Genomic DNA, 20,830 nt, shown 5'->3' on the forward strand with positions numbered 1-20,830 from the left:
CGGCCCTGCTCGTCTTGTACGTGCGGTGTGTCAGAACAGCCGCAGCTTGTCGTCCTCGATGCCCCGCAGCGCGTCGTAGTCGAGGACCTGGCAGCCGATGCCGCGGTCGGTCGCGAGGACCCGGGCCTGGGGCTTGATCTCCTGCGCGGCGAAGATGCCGCGGACCGGGGCGAGATGGGGATCGCGGTTCAGCAGCTCCAGATAACGCGTCAGCTGCTCCACGCCGTCGATCTCACCGCGCCGCTTGATCTCCACCGCGACGGTCTTGCCGTCGGCGTCCCGGCACAGGATGTCGACCGGACCGATGGCCGTCGGGTACTCGCGGCGGATGAGGGTGTAGCCGTCGCCGAGTGTTTCGATGCGGTCGGCGAGCAGCTCCTGGAGGTGCGCTTCCACGCCGTCCTTGATCAGGCCGGGATCGACGCCCAGTTCGTGCGAGGAGTCGTGGAGGACTTCCTCCATCGTGATGATGAGCTTCTCGCCCGCCTTGTTGACGACGGTCCAGACGCCCGCGGTGCCGTCGGAGTCACCGGGCTCTTCCTTCACCGTGCAGGGCGGCGACATCCAGTTCAGGGGCTTGTAGGCCCGGTCGTCGGCGTGGATCGAGACGCTGCCGTCCGCCTTCACCAGAATCAGGCGCGGGGCCGAGGGAAGGTGGGCGGTGAGCCGCCCGGCGTAGTCCACGGAGCAGCGGGCAATGACGAGACGCATGGTCGGCAACGCTACTCGACAGGCACCTGTCGACGCGATTCGCCCTGGAAAACACGTGTTCGGTAATGGCCGATTGTGTGCAGGGTGTGGTCATTGTGAGTGCCTCATCTGCGCATTCTCCTGGTGCCGTCACCGTCGGTTGCTTACGGTATGAACGGGAGGTCGCGACGTATGTACGCAGCGTGTCCGGTATCGCGAACTCCCTTATCTGTCCGGCAACCCCTGCCCGCCGGGCGGGGGTGCGAGAGGAGAACTCATGTCGCTCGACGTCTCACCGGCCCTACTCGAACAGGCCGAGCGAGGCGAGGTCGACGAAGCGGAATTCGTCGACTGCGTCCGGACCTCCCTGCCCTATGCGTGGGAGATGATCAGCTCCCTGGTGGTCCAGCTGAAGGTGGACGGCGGTGCGTTCGCCGACAACCAGACGCCTCCGCCGGACGAGCGGGCACGCGGTCAGCTGCTGCGTGCGCTTGCGAGTGACGCGATACGCGGCGCGCTGCAACGGCACTTCGGTGTGCGACTGGCCTTCCAGAACTGCCACAGGGTGGCGGTGTTCCCGCTTGACTCCTCGGTCGACGAGAAGCTGGGCCGCTTCACGTCGGTCCGCAGCCAGGTGCTCAACCAGTCACCCGAGTTCCGGGACTGCTGACGCGGCGCCGCTTGCTTGCCGCTCCGTACGCGGGAGGTGCAGTTTTGTACCGGAGCGGCAAGCCCCAGGAACCCCCCACGCTTTCAGACGAGTTGGGGGAGCACCTCGGACCCCAGCCGTCGTACGTTCTCCTCCGTCGCCGCCAGGTCCCCGGAGCCCTCGACGAGCAGGGCGAAGCGGGAGATGCCGGTCCGCTCGCTGGTCGCCGCCAGCCGGTCGGCGCACAACCGCGGTGTGCCCACCGGGTGCAGCCCGCAGAGCAGTTCGGTGTACGCCAGCGGGTCGCGCATCCGGCGCGTGCGCCCGTCGACCGTGACATGCGCATCCAAGCCCTGCTTCAGCCAGCCCGGCATCGCCTTGATCAGCGTCTCCGCCGCGTCGACCCGCCGGTCCGCGATCTGGCAGACGCCCGCCGACACATGGGACGCGCCCTGGATCTCCTCGGCCGGCCGGCCGCACGCCCGCGCGTGCCGCCGCCACAGGGCGACCATCTCGGCCTTCTCCTCGTCCCCGACGTGCATCCCGAGCAGCATCGACAGACCGCGCTCGGCGGCCAGCCGCACACTCGCCGGTGACGTGCAGGCGACGACGAGCTCGGGCCCCTCGATCTCGGTCAGGGCCTCCGACGGCCGGGGAACCACCGGGACTTCACGGAAGCGGAAGCGCTCCCCGTCGGCCGCCACCGACGCGTCGCGCAGCCAGCGCACCAGGACGTCCAGGGACTCCGGGAACCCTTTCTCGTACGCCTCCAGGCCCGCGCCGAACACCTCCAGGTCGACCCACGGGCCGCCGCGCCCGACGCCGAGCGTGAAACGGCCGTCGCTCGTGTGGTGCAGCAGCGCCGCCTGTTCGCCGAGGGCCACGGGGTGGGAGGTGGGCAGGACGCTGACCGCCGTGCCGACCCGGATACGGCGGGTGCGGCCGAGCAGGAAAGCGGCCAGGGTGACCGCCGACGGGCACGTGCCGTACGGCACGAAGTGGTGTTCGGCCAGCCAGACCGTGTCGAGCCCGGCCTCCTCGGCGACCTCGGCCGAGCGGACCGCGCGGTGCAGCGCCTCTCCCTCGCCCTGACCGGGGAACTGGGCCGCCAACACGAAACTTCCAACGCGCATTGCTTTCCTGCTTCCTTGGCTCCGACACGGGAGCTCCCCCACAGGGCATAACCGTCTGACACGTGCCGAGGACACGGCCGGTCGACGTATTTTGCGGATTGTCTGCAGAATGGGGCGTTCCGCGGGGAGCCCGGGAAGACCCCGACGGGGAGACCTCGGCGGACTCCGCCTCGCCCGGCGAGGGACTTGTGGCGATCGGTGGCGTACGCGTACCCCGGTCCGCGCCGCGTAGGCTGGACGGGCCCCGTGTCCTGTATAGCCCCGAGAGGTGTCCCGTGTCCCCGCGTCGCAACCGACCCAAGGGCGCTGTTTCGTCCGGCCGGAGCGCCGAGGACGACCGCCCCGGCCGCTACGGCGGCTGGCAGTCGTCGGAGAACTGGCAGGGCGAGAACTGGAGCGTGCGGCACGTGGCCGGGGCGAGCGCGCAGGGCAAGTCGTACCGCTGCCCCGGCTGCGACCAGATGATCCCGGACGGGGTGCCGCACGTGGTGGCCTGGTCCGAGCACACAGGCGTGGACGACCGCCGGCACTGGCACAAGGCTTGCTGGAACGCGCGGGACCGCCGCACCCCCGGGGTGCGGCGGTCCCGTAACGCGCCCAGATTCTGACGGACCTCAGACGTCCCGCTTCTCCAGCAGCGCGAAGGCGGCGGCGAACGCGACGGCCGTCGCGCCGAGGATGATCCACAGCGGGTCCCAGCCGGACGGGCCGGACTGGCTGAGGGAGTTGGAGTAGAAGACGCTCAGCTGGTTCGGGATCGAGTACTCGAACAGCGCGTCGCGGACGTCCTGCAGCGACTCCGAGAACATGAACAGCGCGATCACCAGCGGGGCGAGCACGGCGCCGATCATGATGGTGATGGCGCCCGCCGAATGCCGGATGATCGATCCGATGGCGAGCGAGAGCAGGCCCAGCAGCGCGACGTACGCCGCGATGCCGACCGTGCCCCTCAGCCACTCCCCGGTGGACGGGTCCTTGGCGCCCTGGCCCTCCAGCATCGCCACGTGCAGGAAGGCGACGAGGGACGCCGACACCAGCGTCACCACGAACGCGACCAGGAAGAACACGATGCCCTTCGCCGCCAGCACCCGGCCCCGGCTCGGGCACGCGACCATCGTGGTGCGGACCATGCCCGTGCCGTACTCGGAGGCCGTGGTCAGCACGCCCAGCGTGATGATGCACATGCTGCCGAGCAACAGTCCGAAGAAGCCCAGCCCGAGCGGGCTCTCGCCGGACAGGGCCGGGTCGGAGTTCGCCACCACCACGCCGGTCAGCGTGCCGATGCCGACGACGAGCAGGACGAACACGCCGAGCGTCCACATCGTGGAGCGCACCGACCTGATCTTCGTCCACTCGGAGGCGATGGCATGCCCGAGGTGCGTCCGCACGACCGGGATCGGCGAGGTGTAGCCGGGGTACGAAGAACCGGGTGCCGCCTCCCAGGTGGGTGCGGCCGGCGGCATCTGGGGCTGAGGGCTGCTCATCGGGGGTCCTCGGGCTTGGTCAGGTCGGAGGTCGGGACGGGCGCGGGCGCGGCGCTCGCCTGCGGAGCCGGCGCGGCGGGCGCCGCCGGGGACTGGGGTGCTGCCGGGCCCGCGTGCTGCGCGGGCGTCTGCGGCGCCTGACCTGCCGGCTGGGCGTACGGGTTGGGCGTTCCCGTGCCGGAGGCGCCCGGGGCGACCGGAGCGGTCCCAGGCGCACCCGGGGCCCCCGGTGCGCCGTACGGGCCGGCCGGTGCCTGGCCCGGCGCGCCCTGCGGCGGCATCGAGAAGGGCTGCCCGCCCTGCTGGGGCGGCGGCGGGGCGTACCAACCGGGCTGGCCCTGCCCGGGCACCGGCACCGGGGACTGCGCCCCGGGCGGCAGCGGCTGCTGGAGCCCTTCCTTCTGGTCGATGGTCGAGCGGTAGTCGACCGCGCCCTGCGTCATCCGCATGTACGCCTCCTCCAGCGAGGCCTGGTGCGGCGACAGCTCCCACAGCCGTACGTCGTGGTCGTGCGCGATGTCGCTGATGCGGGGGAGCGCCAGCCCGGTCACGCGCAGCGCGCCGTCCTGCTCGGGCAGCACGTGCCCGCCCGACTCGGTGAGCGCGGCCGACAGCTTCTCACGCTGCTGCGGCTCGGTGTCGGGCGTGCGGACGCGCGCGAAGTCCGCGGAGTTCGCGGAGATGAAGTCCGTGACGCTCATGTCGGCGAGCAGCTGCCCGCGCCCGATGACGATGAGGTGGTCGGCGGTCAGCGCCATCTCGCTCATCAGATGGGAGGAGACGAAGACCGTACGGCCCTCCGCCGCGAGTGCCTTCATCAGGTTGCGCACCCAGAGGATGCCCTCGGGGTCGAGGCCGTTGACCGGCTCGTCGAACAGCAGCACCTGCGGGTCGCCGAGCAGCGCGGCGGCGATGCCGAGCCGCTGCCCCATGCCCAGGGAGAAGCCCTTGGACCGCTTCTTGGCCACGTCCTGGAGGCCGACGACCCCGAGCACCTCGTCCACCCGCTTGGCCGGGATGCCCGACAGCTGGGCCAGGCACAGCAGGTGGTTGCGGGCGGCCCGGCCGCCGTGCACGGCCTTGGCGTCCAGCAGGGCACCGACCTGGCGGGGGGCGTTGGGCAGCTTGCGGTACGGATAGCCGCTGATCGTCACATGCCCGGCCGTCGGGTTGTCCAGGCCGAGGATCATCCGCATCGTCGTCGACTTGCCCGAGCCGTTCGGCCCGAGGAAGCCGGTGACCGATCCCGGCCGCACCTGAAAGGAAAGGTTGTACACAGCGGTCTTGTCGCCGTAGCGCTTCGTCAGGCCGACTGCTTCGATCATGCTCCGCACCCATCGCAAGGTTCAGGACAGCGGGGCACACGCCCCCGTAAGGGTTAGGAGGATATCGAGGCGCTGACGGTTCCGCTCAAAAGAAAGTAAAGGGTGGAGCGCGACACGCCCCGGCAGCCTCTTCCTAGGCGTCGCGCTTCTTCAGCAGCACGTACCCGCCGACCAGTGCCGCGAGCACCCACAACCCCATGATCCCGAGACCGCCCCACGGCCCGTACGGGACGTCGTCGTCGAGGGGCGGGACCACCTGCATGATCCGGCTGCCGGCCTGGTCGGGCAGAAACCGGCCGACCTTCTTCGTCGCGTCGACATTGCCCAGGACGCTGGAGATCAGGAAGAAGAACGGCATCAGGATGCCCAGCGACAGCATCGGCGAGCGCAGCATCGCGGCGACGCCCATGGAGAACATCGCGATCAGGGCCATGTAGAGGCCGCCGCCGATCACGGCCCGCAGCACCCCCGCATCGCCGATCTCGGCCCGGTGCTCGCCGAGCATCGCCTGCCCCAGGAAGAAGGCGGCGAAGCTGGTGACGAGGCCGACCAGGAGGGCGAGACCGCTGGCCACCGCGATCTTGCTGAACAGGAAGAAGCCGCGCTTCGGCACGGCGGCCAGCGAGGTGCGGATCATGCCGGTGCTGTACTCGTTCGACACCACCAGCACACCGAACACGATCATCGCGAGCTGCCCGAGGCTCATCCCCGCGAAGCTGATGAACGTCGGGTCGAACTCCGCCCGCTGCTGCGCGCCCATGGAGTCGAACTCGTTCTTGGACAGGGCCGAGATCAGCATGCCGAGGGCGACCGTCACGACCACCACCAGCGAGAGGGTCCACACCGTGGACGCCACCGACCGGATCTTCGTCCACTCCGACCGTACGACCTGCGTCGTCGCCATGCTCAGCCCCTCTTCCAGTCGTCGCCCCACTGCTGCCCCGGTGGCACGGGGCTCGTCTCGCTGTGTGCGTGGTACTCCACCGACTCCGCGGTCAGCCGCATGAACGCCTCCTCCAGCGACGCCTGTTGCGGGCTCAGCTCGTGCAGCGTGAGCCCGTGCTGCGCCGCCAGCTCGCCGACGTGCTCGGCCTTGCCGCCGTCCACCTCCAGAACCCCGTCACCGCTCTCGACGGCGACGATCCCGGCCTGGTGCAGCACATCCAGCAGCCGCTCCCGTTGCGGGCTGCGGACCCGGACGTACGACCGTGACTTGCGCTCGATGAAGTCGGCCATGGAGGTGTCCGCGAGCAGCCGCCCCTGCCCGATGACGACGAGGTGGTCGGCCGTCAGCGCCATCTCGCTCATCAGATGGGAGGAGACGAAGACGGTCCGGCCCTGCGCCGCCAGGGACTTCATCAGGGTGCGGATCCAGTGGATGCCCTCGGGGTCGAGGCCGTTGACCGGCTCGTCGAACATCAGGATCCGGGGATCGCCGAGCAGCGCGGCCGCGATGCCGAGCCGCTGCCCCATGCCCATGGAGAAACCCTTGGTCTTCTTCTTGGCGACCGCCGTCAGCCCGACCGTGTCCAGCACCTCCCGCACCCGGCCACGCGGAATGCCGTTGCTCTGCGCGAGGCACAGCAGGTGGTTGTAGGCGGTGCGCCCGCCGTGCCAGGCCTTGGCCTCCAGCAGGGCGCCGATGTACATCAGCGGGTCCTTGAGCTGCTGGTAGTGCTTGCCGTCGATCCGGACGTCGCCGGCGGTCGGGTGGTCCAGACCCAGGATCATCCGCATGGTCGTGGACTTGCCCGCGCCGTTGGGCCCGAGAAAGCCGGTGACGATGCCTGGTCTGACGGTGAACGACAGGTTGTTGACCGCCACCTTCTCGCCGTAACGCTTGGTCAGCCCCTCGAGCTCAATCATGCCGCCACGCTAGAACGGGACAAAGCCCTCTGCCACCCAAGCGGCAGAGGGCTTTGCGGAGATTCAGGCTCCGTATGCCCCGGTGTTACCGGGACTGCTGGGCCGGGACCCCGCGGGAGATCGGCTCCTCCTCGGCCGGCGTACCGGCGGCGGCCACCGCGGCGCCCGTGAGCGTGGCGAGCATCTCGCGGACGTTCGTCAGCTGGGCGTTGATGGAGTCGCGGCGGTTGGTGAGGGCCGCGAGCTCGCGCTCGGATTCCGAACGGATGCGGTCGGCCTTGGCGTTGGCGTCGGCCACGATGTCCTCGGCCTGGCGCTGGGCCGTCTCCACCGTCTGGCGGGCGCGGCGCTCGGCGTCCGTGCGCAGCTTCTCCGCCTCCAGGCGCAGCTGCTCGGCGCGGTGCTCGATCTCGGCGAGACGCTTCTCGGCCTTGGCCTGACGGGAGGCCAGATCGCGCTCGGACTGCTCGCGGCGCTTGGCGAGGTTCGTCTCGAAGTCGGCGGCGGCCTGCGCGGCCTTGGCGCGGGTCTCCTCGAAGAGGGCGTCCGCCTCCTCGCGCTTGGACTGCGCGTCCTTCTGCGCCTCGGCACGCAACTGGGCGGCGTCGCTCTTGGCCTTCTCGACGATCCGCAGGCCCTCGTCCTCGGCCTTGGCCTTGCGCTCCGCCGAGTACGACTCGGCGTCGTTGCGCACCTGCTGGGCCGCCGACTCGGCGAGCTCGCGGTGCTGCTCGGCCGCGCGCCGGGCCTCCTCGCGCAGGTCCTTCGCCTCTTCCTCGGCGAGGCGGAGGATCTTCTCCACGCGCGCGCCGAGACCCGCGTACGACGGCTCGGCGTCGCTGATCTGGGCCTGGGCGTTCTGCGTCTCGAGGTGGAGCTCCTCGATGCGCTTTTCCAGAGCGGTGATGCGGGCGAGAGCGCTGTCACGGTCGGAGACGAGCTTGGAGATACGTTCGTCCACCTGAGCGCGGTCGTACCCACGCCGCACAAGCTCGAAGCCGTAGGGGGAAGTGTCGCTCATGGGGTTCCTGTCGAATGAGACCGGTGAGGTGATAGGTGGAATCCTAGGGGCCGAAACGGTGTGTCATCGAGCGGATGCGCGTTTGGTCTGCAAAATGAGACCCCTTTTGGGTGGCTGACCGCAGGACTGCTTGCCAAAGCTTGGTCAAAGACCCCAGCACACACCGTTTTCACCCCGGTTCGCTAGCTTTCCGAGGACTTGCCACCCGAACGGGGTGCGCCGACTGTTGCGCCCGCCTTGACTCCGTTGTCCTTGGCCGGGGACGGGGCCTCGAAGGATTCCAACGCCTCCAGGACGTCCTGGACACGGGAGATCTCGGCGTTGATGTCCTCGCGGCGGCGGACCAGGACCTCCAGCTCGCGCTTGCCCTCCTCGACCGTGCGCTTGGCCTCGCGGATCGCCTCGGCCTTGAGCTCCTCGGCCTCCCGGACCAGCGTGGCCTTCTTCTGCTCGGCCTCCTTGAGCAGCCCCTCGGCCTTCTTCACCGCGGCGATACGGACCTTGCCCGCCTCGGAGTTGGCCTCCGAGACGATCTCCTTGGCCTGCGCCTGCGCCTTCGCGAGCTGCTCCTCGGCGGCCTTGACGAGCGCGTCACAGCGGTCACCCGCCGACCTCATCGCCTCCGCCGACTCCCGGCGGGCCCGCTCGTGCAGCTCCTCGATCTCCGCCGTGATGCGGTCGCGCAGCTCCTCGGCACGCTCCCTGATCTGCGTGGCGTCCCGGCGCGCGCCGACCAGCAGCTCGTCCGCGTCCGTACGGGCCTTCTCCACCCGCGAGTTGCCCTCGACCGTCGCCTCGGAAACGAGCCGGTCGGCCTCCTTGCGGGCCGCGCCCACCATCGTGTCGGCCTGCGACTCGGCCTCCGCGGTGGTCTTGTGCGCCTGCTGCTGCGCCTCGGTGAGCAGCTTGTCGGCCTCGGCCGTGGTCTCGGTGATGAGCTTGTCGACCTGCTCGGCCGCCTCGGAGCGCCGCTTGTTGGCGTCCTTGCGGGCCTCGTCCAGCGTGCGGTCGGCCTCCTCGCGCGCGGAGTTGACGAGCCGCTCCGCCTCCGCCTCCGCGTCCGCCTTGACGCGATCGGCCTCGCTGCGGACCCGCTCGGCATGCTGCTGCGCCGAGCCGACCGTCTCCGCGGCCTCGGCCCGCAGCCGCTCCGCCTCGGCAGTGGCCTCCCCGACCAGCCGCTCCGCCTCGGCGGTGGCCTCCCCGACCAGCCGGTCGGCCTTGGCGACCGACTCGGCCCGCACCCGCTCGGCCTCCGTCGCCGTCTCGGAACGCAGGCGCTCGGCCTCGGAGATGGCTTCCGTACGGACCCGCTCGGCCTCGGCGACCGTCTCCATCCGCAGCCGGTCGGTCTCCTGGACCGTCTCGGTCGTGAGCCGCTCCGCCTCGTTGCGCGCCTCGGTGATGAGGGTGTCCGCCTGCGTCGCCGCGTCCGAGCGGATGCGGTTGGCGTCCTCGCGGGCGTCCGCCCGGGTGCGCGAAGCGCTCTGCTCGGCCTCCGCGATGGCGTCCGACGCCTCCGTGCGCACCCGCTGGGCGTGCTCGGCGACGTCCGCGCGGATCCGTTCCGCCTCCGCGATCGCCTCGGACATCGTCCGCTCGGCGAGCGCCTTGGCGGCCTCGGACTCCTCGTGGGCCTCGCGCCGCAGCCGACCGGCGTCCTCGCTCGCCCGCTCCCGCTCGGCGTAGGCGTCGGAGCGGACCCGGTCCGCCTCCTCCTGGGCTTCCCGCCGCGTACGGTCCGCCGCGTGCTCGGCGGCGGAGCGCAGCCCGGCGATCTCGTCCTGCGCCTGCTCGTGCAGCCCCGCGACGGAGTCCCGGACCTGCTGCGCGTGCTGCTCGGCCGCCGACACCATCTCCGTGGCACGCCGGTCGGCCTCCTCGACCAGCCGTACGGCCTCGGTCTGCGCCTCCTCCACGCGCTTGCGCGCGGAAGCCAGCAGCTCCTCGCTCTGCTCGCGGGCCCGCTCGCGCTCCTGGTCGGCCTCCTGCCGGGCACTGCCGAGGAGTTCCTCGGCCTCCCGGCGGCGCCGGTTGGCCTCCTCCTGGGCGGCGGCCAGCGTCTCGGACGCCTCCACGGCCAGCCGCTCGGCGGCGGCCTGCGCCTCCGCGCGCACCCGGTCGGCGCTCTCCTGCGCCTCCGACTTCAGCCGCTCGGCCTCGCTCGCGGCCTCCGACCGCAGCCGTACGGCGACGGCCTCGCCCTCGGCACGCGCGGCCGACGCGTCGGACGCGGCCTCGTCGCGCAGCCGCTCGGCCTCCGCCTCGGCCTGCTGCTGGAGCGTACGGATCCGCTCCGCGGCCTCGGCACGCAGCCGCTCGTTCTCCTCGGCGGCCTCGCGGCGGATCCGCGCGGCCTCCTCCCGGGCGTCGGACAGCGCCTGCTCGGCGGCCGTCAGCCGCTCCTCCGCCTCCGTCTGGAGCCGCGTCAGCTCCTGGGCGGCCTCCGCGCGGCGGGCCTCCACGGCCCGCTCGGTCTCCTCGTGCAGCTCCCGCGCCGCACGCTCGGCGTCCGCCTTGAGGGCCTCGGCCTGCTCGACGACCTCCTCGCGGTGCCGCTCGGCCTCCTGCCGGGTGCGCTGGAGGGTCTCCTCGGCCTGCCGGCGCAGGGTCGTCGCCCGCTCGATGGCCTCCGTGCGGACCTTCTCGCTGTCCGTCTGGGCCGTCGTCCGCAGCTCGTCCGCGTCCGCCTTCGCCTTGGCGAGCAGCTCCTCGGCGGACCTCGCCGCCTCCTCGATCTGCGCCACGGCCTCCTTGCGGGCCTCGGCGCGGATCTTCTCGCCCTCGTCGACCGCGTCGGCCCGGAGCTGCTCGGCCTCGCCGCGCAGGCGGCGGGCCTCCTCCTGGAGCTCGACCGTCTTGGCGCGGTACTCCTTGGTGTCGTCCTTCGCCGCGCCCTTGAGCTCCTCGGCGATGTCATGCGCCTCGGCCCGCAGCCGGTCCGCCTCGGCCTCGGCCTCCTTGCGGATCCGCTCGGCCTCCTCGGCCGCGGCCTTGGTGGTCTTCTTGGCGTCCTCCGACGCCTTGTTGAGGACCTCCTCGGCGGTCCGGGCCGCCTTGGACAGCTGGGTAGCGGTCTCCTCGGCGGTGAGCGTGCGGGCCTTCTCCGCGGCCTCCGCGACGATCTTCTCCGCCTCGGCGCGGGCGTCCGCGACAACCTGCTCGGCCTCGGACTTGGTGTTCTCGGCCTCCTTCGTGGCCTCCTCGACCAGCCGGGCGACCTGCTCCTTGGCGGTGCGCGTGCGCGTCTCGTTCGCGGACTCCGCGCTCGCCAGGGCCTTGGCGGCGGCCTCCTTGGCCTCGGCGACCAGCTTCTCCGACTCGGCCCGCGCCTTGCGCAGCGCCTCCTCGGCCTCGGTCATCCGCTGCTCGGCGGCCTTGCTCAGCTCCTGGGCCTGACGGCGCGCGGACTCCGACTCCGTGGCGGTCGACGTCCGCAGCTGTTCGGCGTGGTCGGTGGCCTCCTGGGCCTGTGTCGAGGCGGCGTTGAGGAGCCGCTCGGCGTCCGTGCGGGCACGCCGCAGGATCTGCTCGGCCTCGGTCCGGGCCTCCTCGGCGGCGCTCGTCAGCCGCTGCCGGGCCTCGGTCGTCAGCCGCTCGGCCTCCGCACGGGCGCTGGCCAGGGCCTGCTCGGCCTCGGCGCGGGACTCGTCCAGCAGCCGGCGGGCCTGCTGCTCGGTGCGGGCCCGCAGCTGCTCCGCCCACGCCACGTTCTCGTTGACGTGCGACTCGACCGTCTGGCGGCGCTCGGCCAGCTCCTGGTCGAGCTGCTGGCGCCGGGTCACCGCCTCCTGGTGCAGCTCCGCCTGGAGCCGGGCCGCCTGCTCGGCGTGCTCCTGGAGGATCCGCTGGGTCTGGGACCGGGCCTCGCTCAGCTCGCGCTCGGCGTCCGCGCGGATCTGGTCGGCCTGCATCTGCGCGTTGCGCAGCAACTGCTCGGCCTGCCAGCCGAGGTCGCCCCCGTCGAAGGAGGGCCGGGACATGATGGTGCGGCGCGCCTCGTGCAGCTTGGCGCGCAGCACCTCGACCTGGTAGCCGAGGTCCTCGGCGTGCTGGATCGCCTTTTCCCGCTCGGTCTTCAGCCGCTTCATCTCGGCTTCGAACCGAGAGAGGTGGTCGACGTCAGCCGCCGGCTCTCGCTCCTGGCTCTCGTAGCCCCGCACTGCGCGGTCCCATCCGTCCCCTGGTCGCAACTCTCTCCAAACGAGCTCCGTCCATCCGCCGAACGGGGCCCCCGGGGAATGGTGTCAGATCATCGGCGGAGCACGGGCTGCTGCCCCGACGCTCGTCCCCCGAAACCCGGACCCCGGTGGTCCTGCCGTCGCACGGCGGGACCTCGGTCACCCTGGACTGAGCGGCGACCGCACCCAACCCTACCGGCCCCTATGTACGAGGGTCAGTGCTCAGGTGACTCAACGGGCGCCGAAGTGACCAGTTCTGTCAGTACGCCATGGCAGTCCTTGGGGTGCAGGAAGGTGATCCGTGACCCCATGGAGCCGCGTCGCGGCTCTTCGTAGAGCACGCGTACGCCCTTGTCCTTGATGTCCGCGGCCTCGGCGTCCACGTCCGCCGTGCCGAAGGCGATGTGGTGGACGCCCTCCCCGTTCTTGGCCAGCCACTTCGCGACGGTGGAGTCCTCGCGGGTCGGCTCCAGGAGCTGGAGGTACGAGGCGCCGCCGTCGGACGTATCGTTGATCTTGAGCATGGCCTCGCGCACGCCCTGCTCCTCGTTGACCTCGGAGTGGAACACCTCGAAGCCGTAGGTGGCACGGTAGAACTCGACGGTCTTGTCGAGGTCGAAACAGGCGATTCCGATGTGGTCGATTCGCGTCAGCATGGATTCAGTGCAGCGCGACGGAGGTGGTTACGCAACGTGCGCGCGATCACACCGACAGCCCGATGACGGGGTGGAGTACCGGTCAGTACATTCGAAGTAAACCCTCGTTCACTCCTCGGCTGTGCAGCCGGTAAGGGGATCGCAGCTCATGTCTTCTGGAACGTCTGGAACGTCCGGGGCCAACGGCTCCACGTCTGTGATCGTCGCGGGCGCCCGTACCCCGATGGGGCGGTTGCTCGGTTCGCTGAAGTCCTTCTCCGGAGCCGACCTCGGCGGCTTCGCGATCAAGGCCGCCCTCGACCGTGCGGGGATCGGCGGCGACCAGGTGCAGTACGTGATCATGGGGCAGGTGCTCCAGGCGGGGGCGGGGCAGATCCCGGCGCGCCAGGCCGCGGTCAAGGCGGGCATCCCGATGAACGTGCCGGCGCTGACCATCAACAAGGTGTGTCTGTCCGGTCTGGACGCCATCGCGCTGGCGGACCAGTTGATCCGTGCGGGTGAGTTCGACGTGGTCGTCGCCGGCGGTCAGGAGTCCATGACCAACGCCCCGCATCTGCTGCCCAAGTCCCGCGAGGGCTTCAAGTACGGCGCCGTCCAGATGCTCGACGCCATGGCCCATGACGGGCTGACCGACTCCTTCGAAGGCGTCGCCATGGGCGAGTCGACGGAGAAGCACAACACGCGCCTGGGCATCGGGCGGGCCGAGCAGGACGAGATCGCCGCGCTGTCCCACCAGCGGGCCGCCGCCGCGCAGAAGAACGGCCTGTTCGAGGCCGAGATCACGCCGGTGGAGATCCCGCAGCGCAAGGGCGACCCGGTGCTGTTCAGCAAGGACGAGGGGATCCGCGGCGACACGACCGCCGAGTCCCTCGGGAAGCTGCGTCCCGCCTTCGCCAAGGACGGCACGATCACGGCCGGTTCGTCGTCGCAGATCTCCGACGGTGCGGCCGCCGTCGTGGTGATGAGCAAGGCCAAGGCGCAGGAGCTCGGCCTGGACTGGATCGCCGAGATCGGGGCGCACGGGAACGTGGCCGGGCCGGACAACTCGCTCCAGTCCCAGCCGTCCAACGCGATCCAGCACGCGTTGAAGAAGGAGGGGCTGAGCGTCGAGGATCTCGACCTCATCGAGATCAACGAGGCGTTCGCGGCGGTTTCCGTGCAGTCGATGAAGGACCTCGGGGTGTCCACCGAAAAGGTGAATGTCAACGGCGGCGCCATTGCTCTGGGTCACCCGATCGGGATGTCCGGTGCCCGGCTCGTCCTGCACCTCGCGCTGGAGCTGAAGCGGCGCGGTGGCGGCGTGGGCGCGGCCGCGCTGTGCGGTGGCGGTGGTCAGGGTGACGCGCTGATCGTGCGGGTACCGAAGGCCTGAGCACCGGGTTTTTGGACCTCCCTCGTCTGAACGGAGCTGTGATGCAGGACGTCTCCACGCTGGTCGCGCAGGCCAGGGAGGGCCGGCCGCGGGCCGTGGCCCGGCTGATCTCCCTGGTGGAGGGGGCGTCCCCGCAGCTCAGGGAGGTCATGGCGGCGCTCGCGCCGTTGGCGGGCAACGCGTACGTGGTCGGTCTGACCGGGTCGCCGGGGGTCGGCAAGTCCACGTCGACGTCGGCGCTGGTGACCGCGTACCGCAAGCAGGACAAGCGGGTCGGCGTGCTGGCCGTCGACCCGTCGTCCCCGTTCTCCGGGGGTGCGCTGCTCGGGGACCGGGTGCGGATGTCGGAGCACGCGTCCGACCCGGGTGTGTACATCCGTTCGATGGCGACGCGCGGGCATCTGGGTGGGCTCGCGTGGGCCGCGCCTCAGGCCATCCGGGTGCTGGACGCGGCGGGGTGCGACGTGATCCTCGTCGAGACGGTGGGTGTGGGGCAGTCCGAGGTGGAGATCGCCTCGCAGGCGGACACGTCCGTCGTGCTGCTCGCGCCGGGGATGGGCGACGGGATCCAGGCGGCCAAGGCCGGGATCCTGGAGATCGGTGACGTGTACGTCGTGAACAAGGCCGACCGGGACGGGGCGGACGCGACGGCTCGCGAGCTGAACCACATGCTGGGGCTGGGGGAGGCCCGGGGCCCCGGGGACTGGCGGCCGCCGATCGTGAAGACCGTCGCCGCGCGCGGGGAGGGCATGGACGAGGTCGTCGAGGCCCTGGAGAAGCATCGGGCCTGGATGGAGGAGCGGGGGGTGCTCGCGGAGCGGCGTATGGCCCGTGCGGCGCGGGAGGTCGAGACGATCGCGGTGACGGCGCTGCGGGAGCGGATCGGGGACCTGCACGGGGACCGGCGCCTCGGGGCGCTGGCGGAGCGGATCGTGGCGGGGGAGCTGGATCCTTACCGGGCGGCTGATGAGCTGGTGGCGGGGTTGACGGGCACGTCCGGCTGTTGAGCGGGTGCCTCCGGCGGTCGGGCGGGGGCGTGCGGGTGCCTCCGGCGGTGGTGCGGGGTGCGTGCGGCGGCCTGCGCGGGTGTGGTGGAGGCTTGTGTCACGTCTGCGGGTCGGGGCCGCGCCGGGGGTGTCCGTCCTCGGAACGGCGCGATGGGGTGGGTGACCGGCTGACTGTCCGTTGACGCGCCAACCGCTGCGGGCGGACACCCCCCCGACACGTCCCCTGCTCGCCGTGCGCGGGTGCGGGCCGGTGGTCCACCTGACTGCGGGTGCCCCCCGCTCAGCTGCCGCAGGCCGCCGCTGCGGGCAGTCGTGCCTCCCCCAGTGCCTTAAGGGCCTGGGAGGTGCCCCCAGGGCGGCACGGGTGGGCGCAGCGGCACCCCGTTCCGCCGGGCTGCGGGCCCACCCCGCCTCAGCGCCGACGCAGAGCACCACGACGCCCCGGCGTCAGAAGTGACGCCGGGGCGGCAGGAAAGCGGCTGTAGCTGATCAGTCCTGGTCGTCGGAGTCGTCGTCCTGGTCGTCCGAGTGGTCCGCCGTGACCTTGCCCGTGCCCAGGTCGATCCTCCAGTCCTGCTCGGCGCCGCCGGACTTGTGCGTCTCGGCCTCCCAGGACTTGTTCTTGCCGTCCTCGTCCAGGTCCACGGACGTCACCGTGCCCTTGCCGCCGACGGCCTTCGCGGCCTCCTCGGCCGTCACGGAAGCACCCTTCAGCGCCGCCCGCACCTGAGCCGTGTCGTCCTCGTCGTCGGTCTCCGAGCCGAGGACCTTGCCGCTGGAGGGGTCGACACGGACGCTGTGCCAGCTGTTGTCGCCGGACAGGACGTCGACCTTCCAGATCACCTTGCCGCTGTCGTCCTCGTCGTCCAGCTCGGCGGACACGGCCGTGCCGGACGTGTGCTTCAGCGCGGAGGCGATGGCCTCGGGCGCCGTCACATCGGCGGAAGCCGCCCGCGCGGCGTCGTCGTCCCGGCCGTTGTCGTCGTCGCGGTCGTCCTGCGCGTCCGCGCCGTCCTGGTCGTCGCGGCCGTCGTCCTCCGACAGCCGGGTGTTCGCCGCCTGCCGCGCCGAGCCCTGATCGTCTCCCGTGGTCGCGAGAGCCGTGGCCGTACCGCCTCCGATCAGAGCGGCAGCGGTCACAGCGGCGATCACGATGTTGCGCTTCATGCGGATTCCTCCCGAGTCGTTTCGTTTTCGACGTGTTCCAATCTGGCCGACCGACGCTGAGAGGAACCTGAAGACCCCTGAAGGGATCTTCAGCTTGGTTTTGCCACTCTTTACCCATGCGCCTGTTGATCGTGGAGGACGAGAAGCGGCTGGCCCTGTCGCTCGCCAGGGGCCTGACGGCCGAGGGGTACGCCGTGGACGTCGTCCACGACGGACGGGAGGGGCTGCACCAGGCCTCGGAGGGCACGTACGACCTCGTGATCCTCGACATCATGCTGCCCGGCCTCAACGGCTACCGGGTCTGCGCCGCCCTGCGCGCCGCCGGGCACGAGGTGCCGATCCTGATGCTCACCGCCAAGGACGGCGAGTACGACGAGGCCGAGGGGCTCGACACCGGTGCGGACGACTATCTGACCAAGCCCTTCTCGTACGTCGTGCTCGTCGCCCGGATCAAGGCGCTGCTGCGGCGGCGCGGGGTGAGTGCCGGGGCCTCGCCCGTGCACGTACACGGGGACCTGAAGGTGGACACCGCGGCTCGGCGGGTGTTTCTGGGCGAGGACGAGGTCGCCCTGACGGCCAAGGAGTTCTCCGTGCTGGAGCACCTCGTGCTGCGGGCCGGGGAGGTCGTGTCCAAGTCCGACATCCTCGAACACGTGTGGGACTTCGCGTACGAGGGTGATCCCAACATCGTCGAGGTCTACGTCAGCACCCTGCGGCGGAAGCTGCGGGCGGGGCTGATCCGGACCGTGCGCGGCGCCGGGTACCGGCTGGAGACGTCGCCATGAGGCGGCTGTTCGGGTCCGTCCGGGCGCGGGCCACGCTGGGAGCCACGCTCGTGGTCGCGGTGGCGCTCGTCGCCGCCGGGGCCGCCGTCCTGCTGTCCTTGAAGTCCAACCTGACGGGCGAGGCCGGCACCCGGGCGGAGCGCTCCGCCCGGGCGGTCGCCTCCGAGCTCGCCGCCGGAACGCCGTACGGCAAGCTGTCCGGGCTGGACGGCGACGACGGGCCGGTCCAGGTCCTCGCCGAGAACAAGCGGCTGGTGGCGGCCAGCGAGGATCTGGAGAAGATCAGCGGTACCGACTCCGACCGGGTGAAGCCGCAGTCGCCGACGGCGCCTCGCGAGGACGATGACGACCACTCCGATGACCACGAAGAGACCCTCGAACCCGGGGAGATCGCCGGGGAGAGCACCTTCAGCAACGGGTCCGCGACGATCGACGGCGACACGGCGGACTACCGGTTCGCCGCCGTCGAGGTCGAGACCCGCGACCGGGGGCGTCTGAAGGTCTACGCCGGTGCCCCGCTGGCCGCCGAGCACGGGGCCACGCAGACCGCGCTGACGGTGATGCTGATCGGGTTCCCGCTGCTGCTCGGCGTCGTCGCGGGGGTGACCTGGCTGGTCACCCGGCGGGCGCTGCGGCCGGTGGAGGGCATCCGCAGCGAGATGGCCGCGATCACCGCCTCCCAGGACCTCGCGCGCCGTGTCCCGGAGCCGCAGACGCACGACGAGGTCGCCCGGCTCGCCCGGACGACGAACGAGACGCTCGCGGCCCTGGAGACCTCCGTGGAGCGGCAGCGGCGCTTCGTCGCCGACGCCTCCCACGAGCTGCGGAGCCCGATCGCCTCGCTGCGCACGCAGCTGGAGGTGGCCGCCGCGCATCCCGAGCTGCTGGACCTCGACGGGGCCGTGGAGGACACCGTACGGCTCCAGCGGCTCGCCGCCGACCTGCTGCTGCTCGCCCGGCTGGACGCGGGGGAGCGGCCCAGCGACGCGAAGGTCGACCTCGCCGGGCTGGCCCGGGAGGAGGCCGAGGGGCGGACGGGTGTGACGGTGGACGCGGCGCAGGTGAACGTGGCCGGATCGCGCGGGCAGTTGGGGCGGGTGCTGGCCAATCTGCTCGACAACGCCCAGCGGCATGCCCGGTCGGCCGTCGCCGTGAGCGTGCGACGGGAGGGTGAGCTGGCCGTGGTCGGGGTGGCGGACGACGGGGACGGCGTGCCCGAGGCCGACCGGGAGCGGATCTTCGAGCGGTTCGTACGGCTGGACGCCGCCCGCAGCCGCGACGACGGCGGGGCCGGGCTGGGACTCGCCATCGCCCGGGACGTCGCCGTACGGCACGGCGGCACGCTCACGGCCGGACAGGGGCCCGCAGGCGGAGCCCTGTTCGAACTCCGCCTGCCGCTTTCCTAGGACCTGCCGTCACCGGGGCCGCACGGCCCCCGGTGCGCCGTCCGGGTCACGGGCGTCCGCGCTGGCCACGCAGGTGCTCCGCAATGGGCTTGAGGGCCTTGTCGAGCTCCGTCATGGCCTCGGGGGCCAGCAGGTCGATGAAGTGCCTCCGCACGGACGCCACATGATGCGGCGCGACCTTCTGCATCGTCGCCATACCGTGCTCGGTGAGGACCGCGTAGAGCCCCCGGCGGTCGGACTCGCAGTTCTCCCGCCGGACCAGGTTCGCGTTCTCCATGCGCGTGATCTGGTGCGACAGGCGGCTCTTGGACTGGAGGGTGGCGGAGGCGAGGTCGCTCATCCGCATCCGCTGGTCCTCCGACTCGGAGAGATTCACCAGGATCTCGTAGTCGTTCATTGTCAGGCCGAACGGCTGCAGGTCCTTTTCGAGCTGGTACGTCAACAGCCTGTTGACCTCCAGGTGGGTGCGCCAGGCGCACTGCTCCGCATCGGTCAGCCAGCGGGTGGCCGTCTCGGTCTCCATGAATGAAGTCTACCTAAAAGGTTGAAAGGCGAACTAGTGAGGGTTTTCGTGTGACGGAGCGCACCCGCCGAACATCGGTGCGCAGGCGTTCGATGTCACACTCCGCAGACTACCGCTCACAGCCCGAAGCGACGCTGGAGGTCCCCCAGCTGTCCGGGAAGACGCGGTACGCCGGACTGTCCGGACTGAGTCCCGGGAGCCCCGCCGCCGGGCACGCCGGCCTGGTGCGTAACGGCCCCCGTGGCCTGCTCGGCCATGAGGGTCTCGGACGACTGGAGCAGGACCGTGCCGGCACCGACGAACTCGAACTGGTGCTCTTCCCCGGAGACCCCGCCGAGGCCCGTCAGTGCACGTAGACCGCCCATTACGCCGGTCATGTACCCGTGGTCGTAGTGGTGGCAGGGCGAGGGGCAGTCGGCCCATCCGACCAGGGCCTGGGGGTCGACCCGGATGGGGGGTTCCATGAACACCACCGGGCCGTTCGACGCGGCCACGAACTTTCCGGTTCCGATGAGGGTCAGAAAACCCGGCACGATTGATTGCTTCAGTGACAGAGTTGGCTGAAAAGCGAGGAGGTTGCCCGAGCGAATGGTCAGGTTGCCGTTCTCGAGGTCGTACGAGTTGACGTCGAAGGCCCGGTCGGCGAGGAGCATCTTGCCCGAGCCCTCCGCCACGACCCAGTCGCTCGCGTGCAGTGGCGAATGGAAGGACGTACGGACGAGACGGTCCAGCCGGCCGTGTCCGACGCCGTTGAAGTCGATCGAGCCGTAGTAGGCGATCATCTTCCCCTTCTGGAGGAACCACTGACTCCCCTTGAGTTCCACGCAGAAGGTGTACGGGTTGACGTTGTCGTCGGGCGGCAGCGTCGCCGGGTCGAAGACCGCGGGGCCGGCGCCCGGGGTTCCGTAGGTGCTCACAGCTTCTCCTCCGACGCCTGGACGTAAACCGCACCGCTGCCGCTGAGCTCCAGCTGGAACGCCTCACCCGAGCCGCGGCCCACCATGTCCCGCCAGCCCAGGGCGGTGGACAGCTTGTTGCGGACGTCGCCGTGGTGGGCGACGTAGGCCTGCGGGTCGACGTGCACCGGCCGCTGGGGCGTGATCGGGATCTCGATCACCCCGCCATGGGCCATGACCGCGACGGCCCCGCGTCCCTTGAGCGTGGTCGTGAACAACCCCTGGCCGCTGACCTGTCCCCGCACCATGCCCATGACGCCGCCCTGCGAGCCCAGGAACATCGTGCCCTGCTGGAGCGTGCCCTCGAAGGCGAGGAGGCGGTCCGCCTCGACGTACAGCGTGTCGCCGGACAGCTGGATCACCTGGACGTGATGCCCGCCGTGCCCGAAGAGGACCGTGCCGCTGCCCTCGACGGTCATCAGGGGCGTGTCCTCGTCGGCCACCCGGCGGCCGATCATGGACATCAGCCCGCCCTGGCCGCCGGCCGTGTTGGGCGTGAAGGACACCTCGCCCTTGTAGGCGAGCATCGCGCCGCGCTGGCTGAACAGCTTCTGGCCCGGCGCGACCGTCGCCTCGACCATCTTCGCGTTGATCTCCCGGAAGGCCATG

19 protein-coding genes are annotated in these 20,830 nt (G+C 71.0%); 6 read left to right on the forward strand and 13 right to left on the reverse strand.

Annotated elements, in window-relative coordinates; translation table 11 throughout:
• Window positions 1–30: 30 nt before the first annotated feature.
• Complete coding sequence (gene nucS / locus PV963_RS31710) at window positions 31–711, reverse strand: endonuclease NucS (protein WP_274819645.1); 681 nt, start codon at window positions 709–711, stop codon at window positions 31–33.
• A 256-nt stretch (window positions 712–967) separates the two neighbouring features.
• Between nucS and PV963_RS31715 the strand changes: the two genes are divergently transcribed.
• On the forward strand, window positions 968–1,360 hold the full coding sequence (locus tag PV963_RS31715; RefSeq protein WP_274819647.1) for an SCO5389 family protein: 393 nt from the start codon (window positions 968–970) through the stop codon (window positions 1,358–1,360).
• Window positions 1,361–1,443: 83 nt separating this feature from the next.
• On the opposite strand, the gene PV963_RS31720 is transcribed toward PV963_RS31715, so the two are convergent.
• Window positions 1,444–2,472 (reverse strand): LLM class flavin-dependent oxidoreductase, encoded by a 1,029-nt coding sequence (locus PV963_RS31720; protein WP_274819649.1) that lies wholly within the window; start codon window positions 2,470–2,472, stop codon window positions 1,444–1,446.
• A 275-nt stretch (window positions 2,473–2,747) separates the two neighbouring features.
• Between PV963_RS31720 and PV963_RS31725 the strand changes: the two genes are divergently transcribed.
• Entirely contained in the window at window positions 2,748–3,080 is a 333-nt protein-coding gene (locus PV963_RS31725; protein WP_274819651.1) for an ATP/GTP-binding protein, read from the forward strand.
• 6 nt (window positions 3,081–3,086) lie between these two features.
• On the opposite strand, the gene PV963_RS31730 is transcribed toward PV963_RS31725, so the two are convergent.
• The 7 genes from PV963_RS31730 to mce form a co-directional block, all read right to left on the reverse strand.
• Entirely contained in the window at window positions 3,087–3,956 is an 870-nt protein-coding gene (locus tag PV963_RS31730) for an ABC transporter permease subunit (protein ID WP_274819652.1), read from the reverse strand.
• On the reverse strand, window positions 3,953–5,281 hold the full coding sequence (locus tag PV963_RS31735) for an ABC transporter ATP-binding protein (RefSeq protein ID WP_274819654.1): 1,329 nt from the start codon (window positions 5,279–5,281) through the stop codon (window positions 3,953–3,955). Before PV963_RS31735 ends, PV963_RS31730 begins: the two co-directional genes overlap by 4 nt.
• 133 nt (window positions 5,282–5,414) lie before the next feature.
• Window positions 5,415–6,185 carry an ABC transporter permease gene (locus tag PV963_RS31740; protein WP_274819656.1) on the reverse strand — a complete coding sequence of 257 codons (771 nt, stop codon included), beginning with the start codon at window positions 6,183–6,185 and terminating at the stop codon, window positions 5,415–5,417.
• A 2-nt stretch (window positions 6,186–6,187) separates the two neighbouring features.
• Window positions 6,188–7,147 carry an ABC transporter ATP-binding protein gene (locus PV963_RS31745; RefSeq protein WP_274819657.1) on the reverse strand — a complete coding sequence of 320 codons (960 nt, stop codon included), beginning with the start codon at window positions 7,145–7,147 and terminating at the stop codon, window positions 6,188–6,190.
• A gap of 85 nt (window positions 7,148–7,232) precedes the next feature.
• Window positions 7,233–8,168, reverse strand: a complete 936-nt coding sequence (locus PV963_RS31750) for a cellulose-binding protein (protein WP_274819659.1) — start codon at window positions 8,166–8,168, stop codon at window positions 7,233–7,235.
• 182 nt (window positions 8,169–8,350) lie between these two features.
• The gene (scy, locus tag PV963_RS31755; protein ID WP_274819661.1) at window positions 8,351–12,331 is read right to left on the reverse strand and encodes a polarized growth protein Scy; all 3,981 of its coding nucleotides are present in this window, start codon (window positions 12,329–12,331) and stop codon (window positions 8,351–8,353) included.
• A gap of 233 nt (window positions 12,332–12,564) precedes the next feature.
• A complete protein-coding gene (mce, locus tag PV963_RS31760; RefSeq protein WP_020276113.1) occupies window positions 12,565–13,005 on the reverse strand; it encodes a methylmalonyl-CoA epimerase in 441 nt (146 codons plus the stop codon).
• A gap of 148 nt (window positions 13,006–13,153) precedes the next feature.
• On the opposite strand from mce, the gene PV963_RS31765 reads away from it, so the two are divergent.
• Both PV963_RS31765 and meaB read left to right on the forward strand, forming a co-directional pair.
• Window positions 13,154–14,377, forward strand: coding sequence for an acetyl-CoA C-acetyltransferase (locus PV963_RS31765; RefSeq protein ID WP_274819663.1), 1,224 nt, complete (start codon window positions 13,154–13,156; stop codon window positions 14,375–14,377).
• Between the two features lie 41 nt (window positions 14,378–14,418).
• The gene (gene meaB, locus PV963_RS31770) at window positions 14,419–15,384 is read left to right on the forward strand and encodes a methylmalonyl Co-A mutase-associated GTPase MeaB (protein WP_274819664.1); all 966 of its coding nucleotides are present in this window, start codon (window positions 14,419–14,421) and stop codon (window positions 15,382–15,384) included.
• 489 nt (window positions 15,385–15,873) lie between these two features.
• Here meaB and PV963_RS31775 read toward each other — a convergent pair whose 3' ends face one another.
• On the reverse strand, window positions 15,874–16,551 hold the full coding sequence (locus PV963_RS31775; protein WP_274819666.1) for a PepSY domain-containing protein: 678 nt from the start codon (window positions 16,549–16,551) through the stop codon (window positions 15,874–15,876).
• A gap of 116 nt (window positions 16,552–16,667) precedes the next feature.
• Between PV963_RS31775 and PV963_RS31780 the strand changes: the two genes are divergently transcribed.
• A complete protein-coding gene (locus tag PV963_RS31780; protein ID WP_274819668.1) occupies window positions 16,668–17,336 on the forward strand; it encodes a response regulator transcription factor in 669 nt (222 codons plus the stop codon).
• Complete coding sequence (locus tag PV963_RS31785; protein ID WP_274819670.1) at window positions 17,333–18,742, forward strand: sensor histidine kinase; 1,410 nt, start codon at window positions 17,333–17,335, stop codon at window positions 18,740–18,742. The genes PV963_RS31780 and PV963_RS31785 overlap by 4 nt, the downstream gene beginning before the upstream one ends.
• Window positions 18,743–18,788: 46 nt before the next feature.
• Here PV963_RS31785 and PV963_RS31790 read toward each other — a convergent pair whose 3' ends face one another.
• From PV963_RS31790 to PV963_RS31800, 3 genes are all read right to left on the reverse strand, one after another.
• A complete protein-coding gene (locus PV963_RS31790; RefSeq protein WP_274819672.1) occupies window positions 18,789–19,265 on the reverse strand; it encodes a MarR family winged helix-turn-helix transcriptional regulator in 477 nt (158 codons plus the stop codon).
• 116 nt (window positions 19,266–19,381) lie between these two features.
• Window positions 19,382–20,182: an AIM24 family protein gene (locus PV963_RS31795; RefSeq protein WP_274819674.1), complete on the reverse strand. Its 801-nt coding sequence runs from the start codon at window positions 20,180–20,182 to the stop codon at window positions 19,382–19,384.
• The gene (locus PV963_RS31800) at window positions 20,179–20,829 is read right to left on the reverse strand and encodes an AIM24 family protein (RefSeq protein ID WP_274819676.1); all 651 of its coding nucleotides are present in this window, start codon (window positions 20,827–20,829) and stop codon (window positions 20,179–20,181) included. The genes PV963_RS31795 and PV963_RS31800 overlap by 4 nt, the downstream gene beginning before the upstream one ends.
• Between the last annotated feature and the right edge of the window lies 1 nt (window position 20,830).

The organism is Streptomyces coeruleorubidus, assembly GCF_028885415.1.
GTDB classification, from domain to species: domain Bacteria; phylum Actinomycetota; class Actinomycetes; order Streptomycetales; family Streptomycetaceae; genus Streptomyces; species Streptomyces coeruleorubidus_A.

What these genes read in the sequence shown, in the direction of transcription:
- nucS (WP_274819645.1), bottom strand. Translation starts at nt 711, where the DNA reads ATGCGTCTCGTCATTGCCCGCTGCTCCGTGGACTACGCCGGGCGGCTC.
- PV963_RS31715 (WP_274819647.1), top strand. Translation starts at nt 968, where the DNA reads ATGTCGCTCGACGTCTCACCGGCCCTACTCGAACAGGCCGAGCGAGGC.
- PV963_RS31720 (WP_274819649.1), bottom strand. Translation starts at nt 2,472, where the DNA reads ATGCGCGTTGGAAGTTTCGTGTTGGCGGCCCAGTTCCCCGGTCAGGGC.
- PV963_RS31730 (WP_274819652.1), bottom strand. Translation starts at nt 3,956, where the DNA reads ATGAGCAGCCCTCAGCCCCAGATGCCGCCGGCCGCACCCACCTGGGAG.
- PV963_RS31735 (WP_274819654.1), bottom strand. Translation starts at nt 5,281, where the DNA reads ATGATCGAAGCAGTCGGCCTGACGAAGCGCTACGGCGACAAGACCGCT.
- PV963_RS31740 (WP_274819656.1), bottom strand. Translation starts at nt 6,185, where the DNA reads ATGGCGACGACGCAGGTCGTACGGTCGGAGTGGACGAAGATCCGGTCG.
- PV963_RS31745 (WP_274819657.1), bottom strand. Translation starts at nt 7,147, where the DNA reads ATGATTGAGCTCGAGGGGCTGACCAAGCGTTACGGCGAGAAGGTGGCG.
- PV963_RS31750 (WP_274819659.1), bottom strand. Translation starts at nt 8,168, where the DNA reads ATGAGCGACACTTCCCCCTACGGCTTCGAGCTTGTGCGGCGTGGGTAC.
- mce (WP_020276113.1), bottom strand. Translation starts at nt 13,005, where the DNA reads ATGCTGACGCGAATCGACCACATCGGAATCGCCTGTTTCGACCTCGAC.
- PV963_RS31765 (WP_274819663.1), top strand. Translation starts at nt 13,154, where the DNA reads ATGTCTTCTGGAACGTCTGGAACGTCCGGGGCCAACGGCTCCACGTCT.
- meaB (WP_274819664.1), top strand. Translation starts at nt 14,419, where the DNA reads ATGCAGGACGTCTCCACGCTGGTCGCGCAGGCCAGGGAGGGCCGGCCG.
- PV963_RS31775 (WP_274819666.1), bottom strand. Translation starts at nt 16,551, where the DNA reads ATGAAGCGCAACATCGTGATCGCCGCTGTGACCGCTGCCGCTCTGATC.
- PV963_RS31780 (WP_274819668.1), top strand. Translation starts at nt 16,668, where the DNA reads ATGCGCCTGTTGATCGTGGAGGACGAGAAGCGGCTGGCCCTGTCGCTC.
- PV963_RS31785 (WP_274819670.1), top strand. Translation starts at nt 17,333, where the DNA reads ATGAGGCGGCTGTTCGGGTCCGTCCGGGCGCGGGCCACGCTGGGAGCC.
- PV963_RS31790 (WP_274819672.1), bottom strand. Translation starts at nt 19,265, where the DNA reads ATGGAGACCGAGACGGCCACCCGCTGGCTGACCGATGCGGAGCAGTGC.
- PV963_RS31800 (WP_274819676.1), bottom strand. Translation starts at nt 20,829, where the DNA reads ATGGCCTTCCGGGAGATCAACGCGAAGATGGTCGAGGCGACGGTCGCG.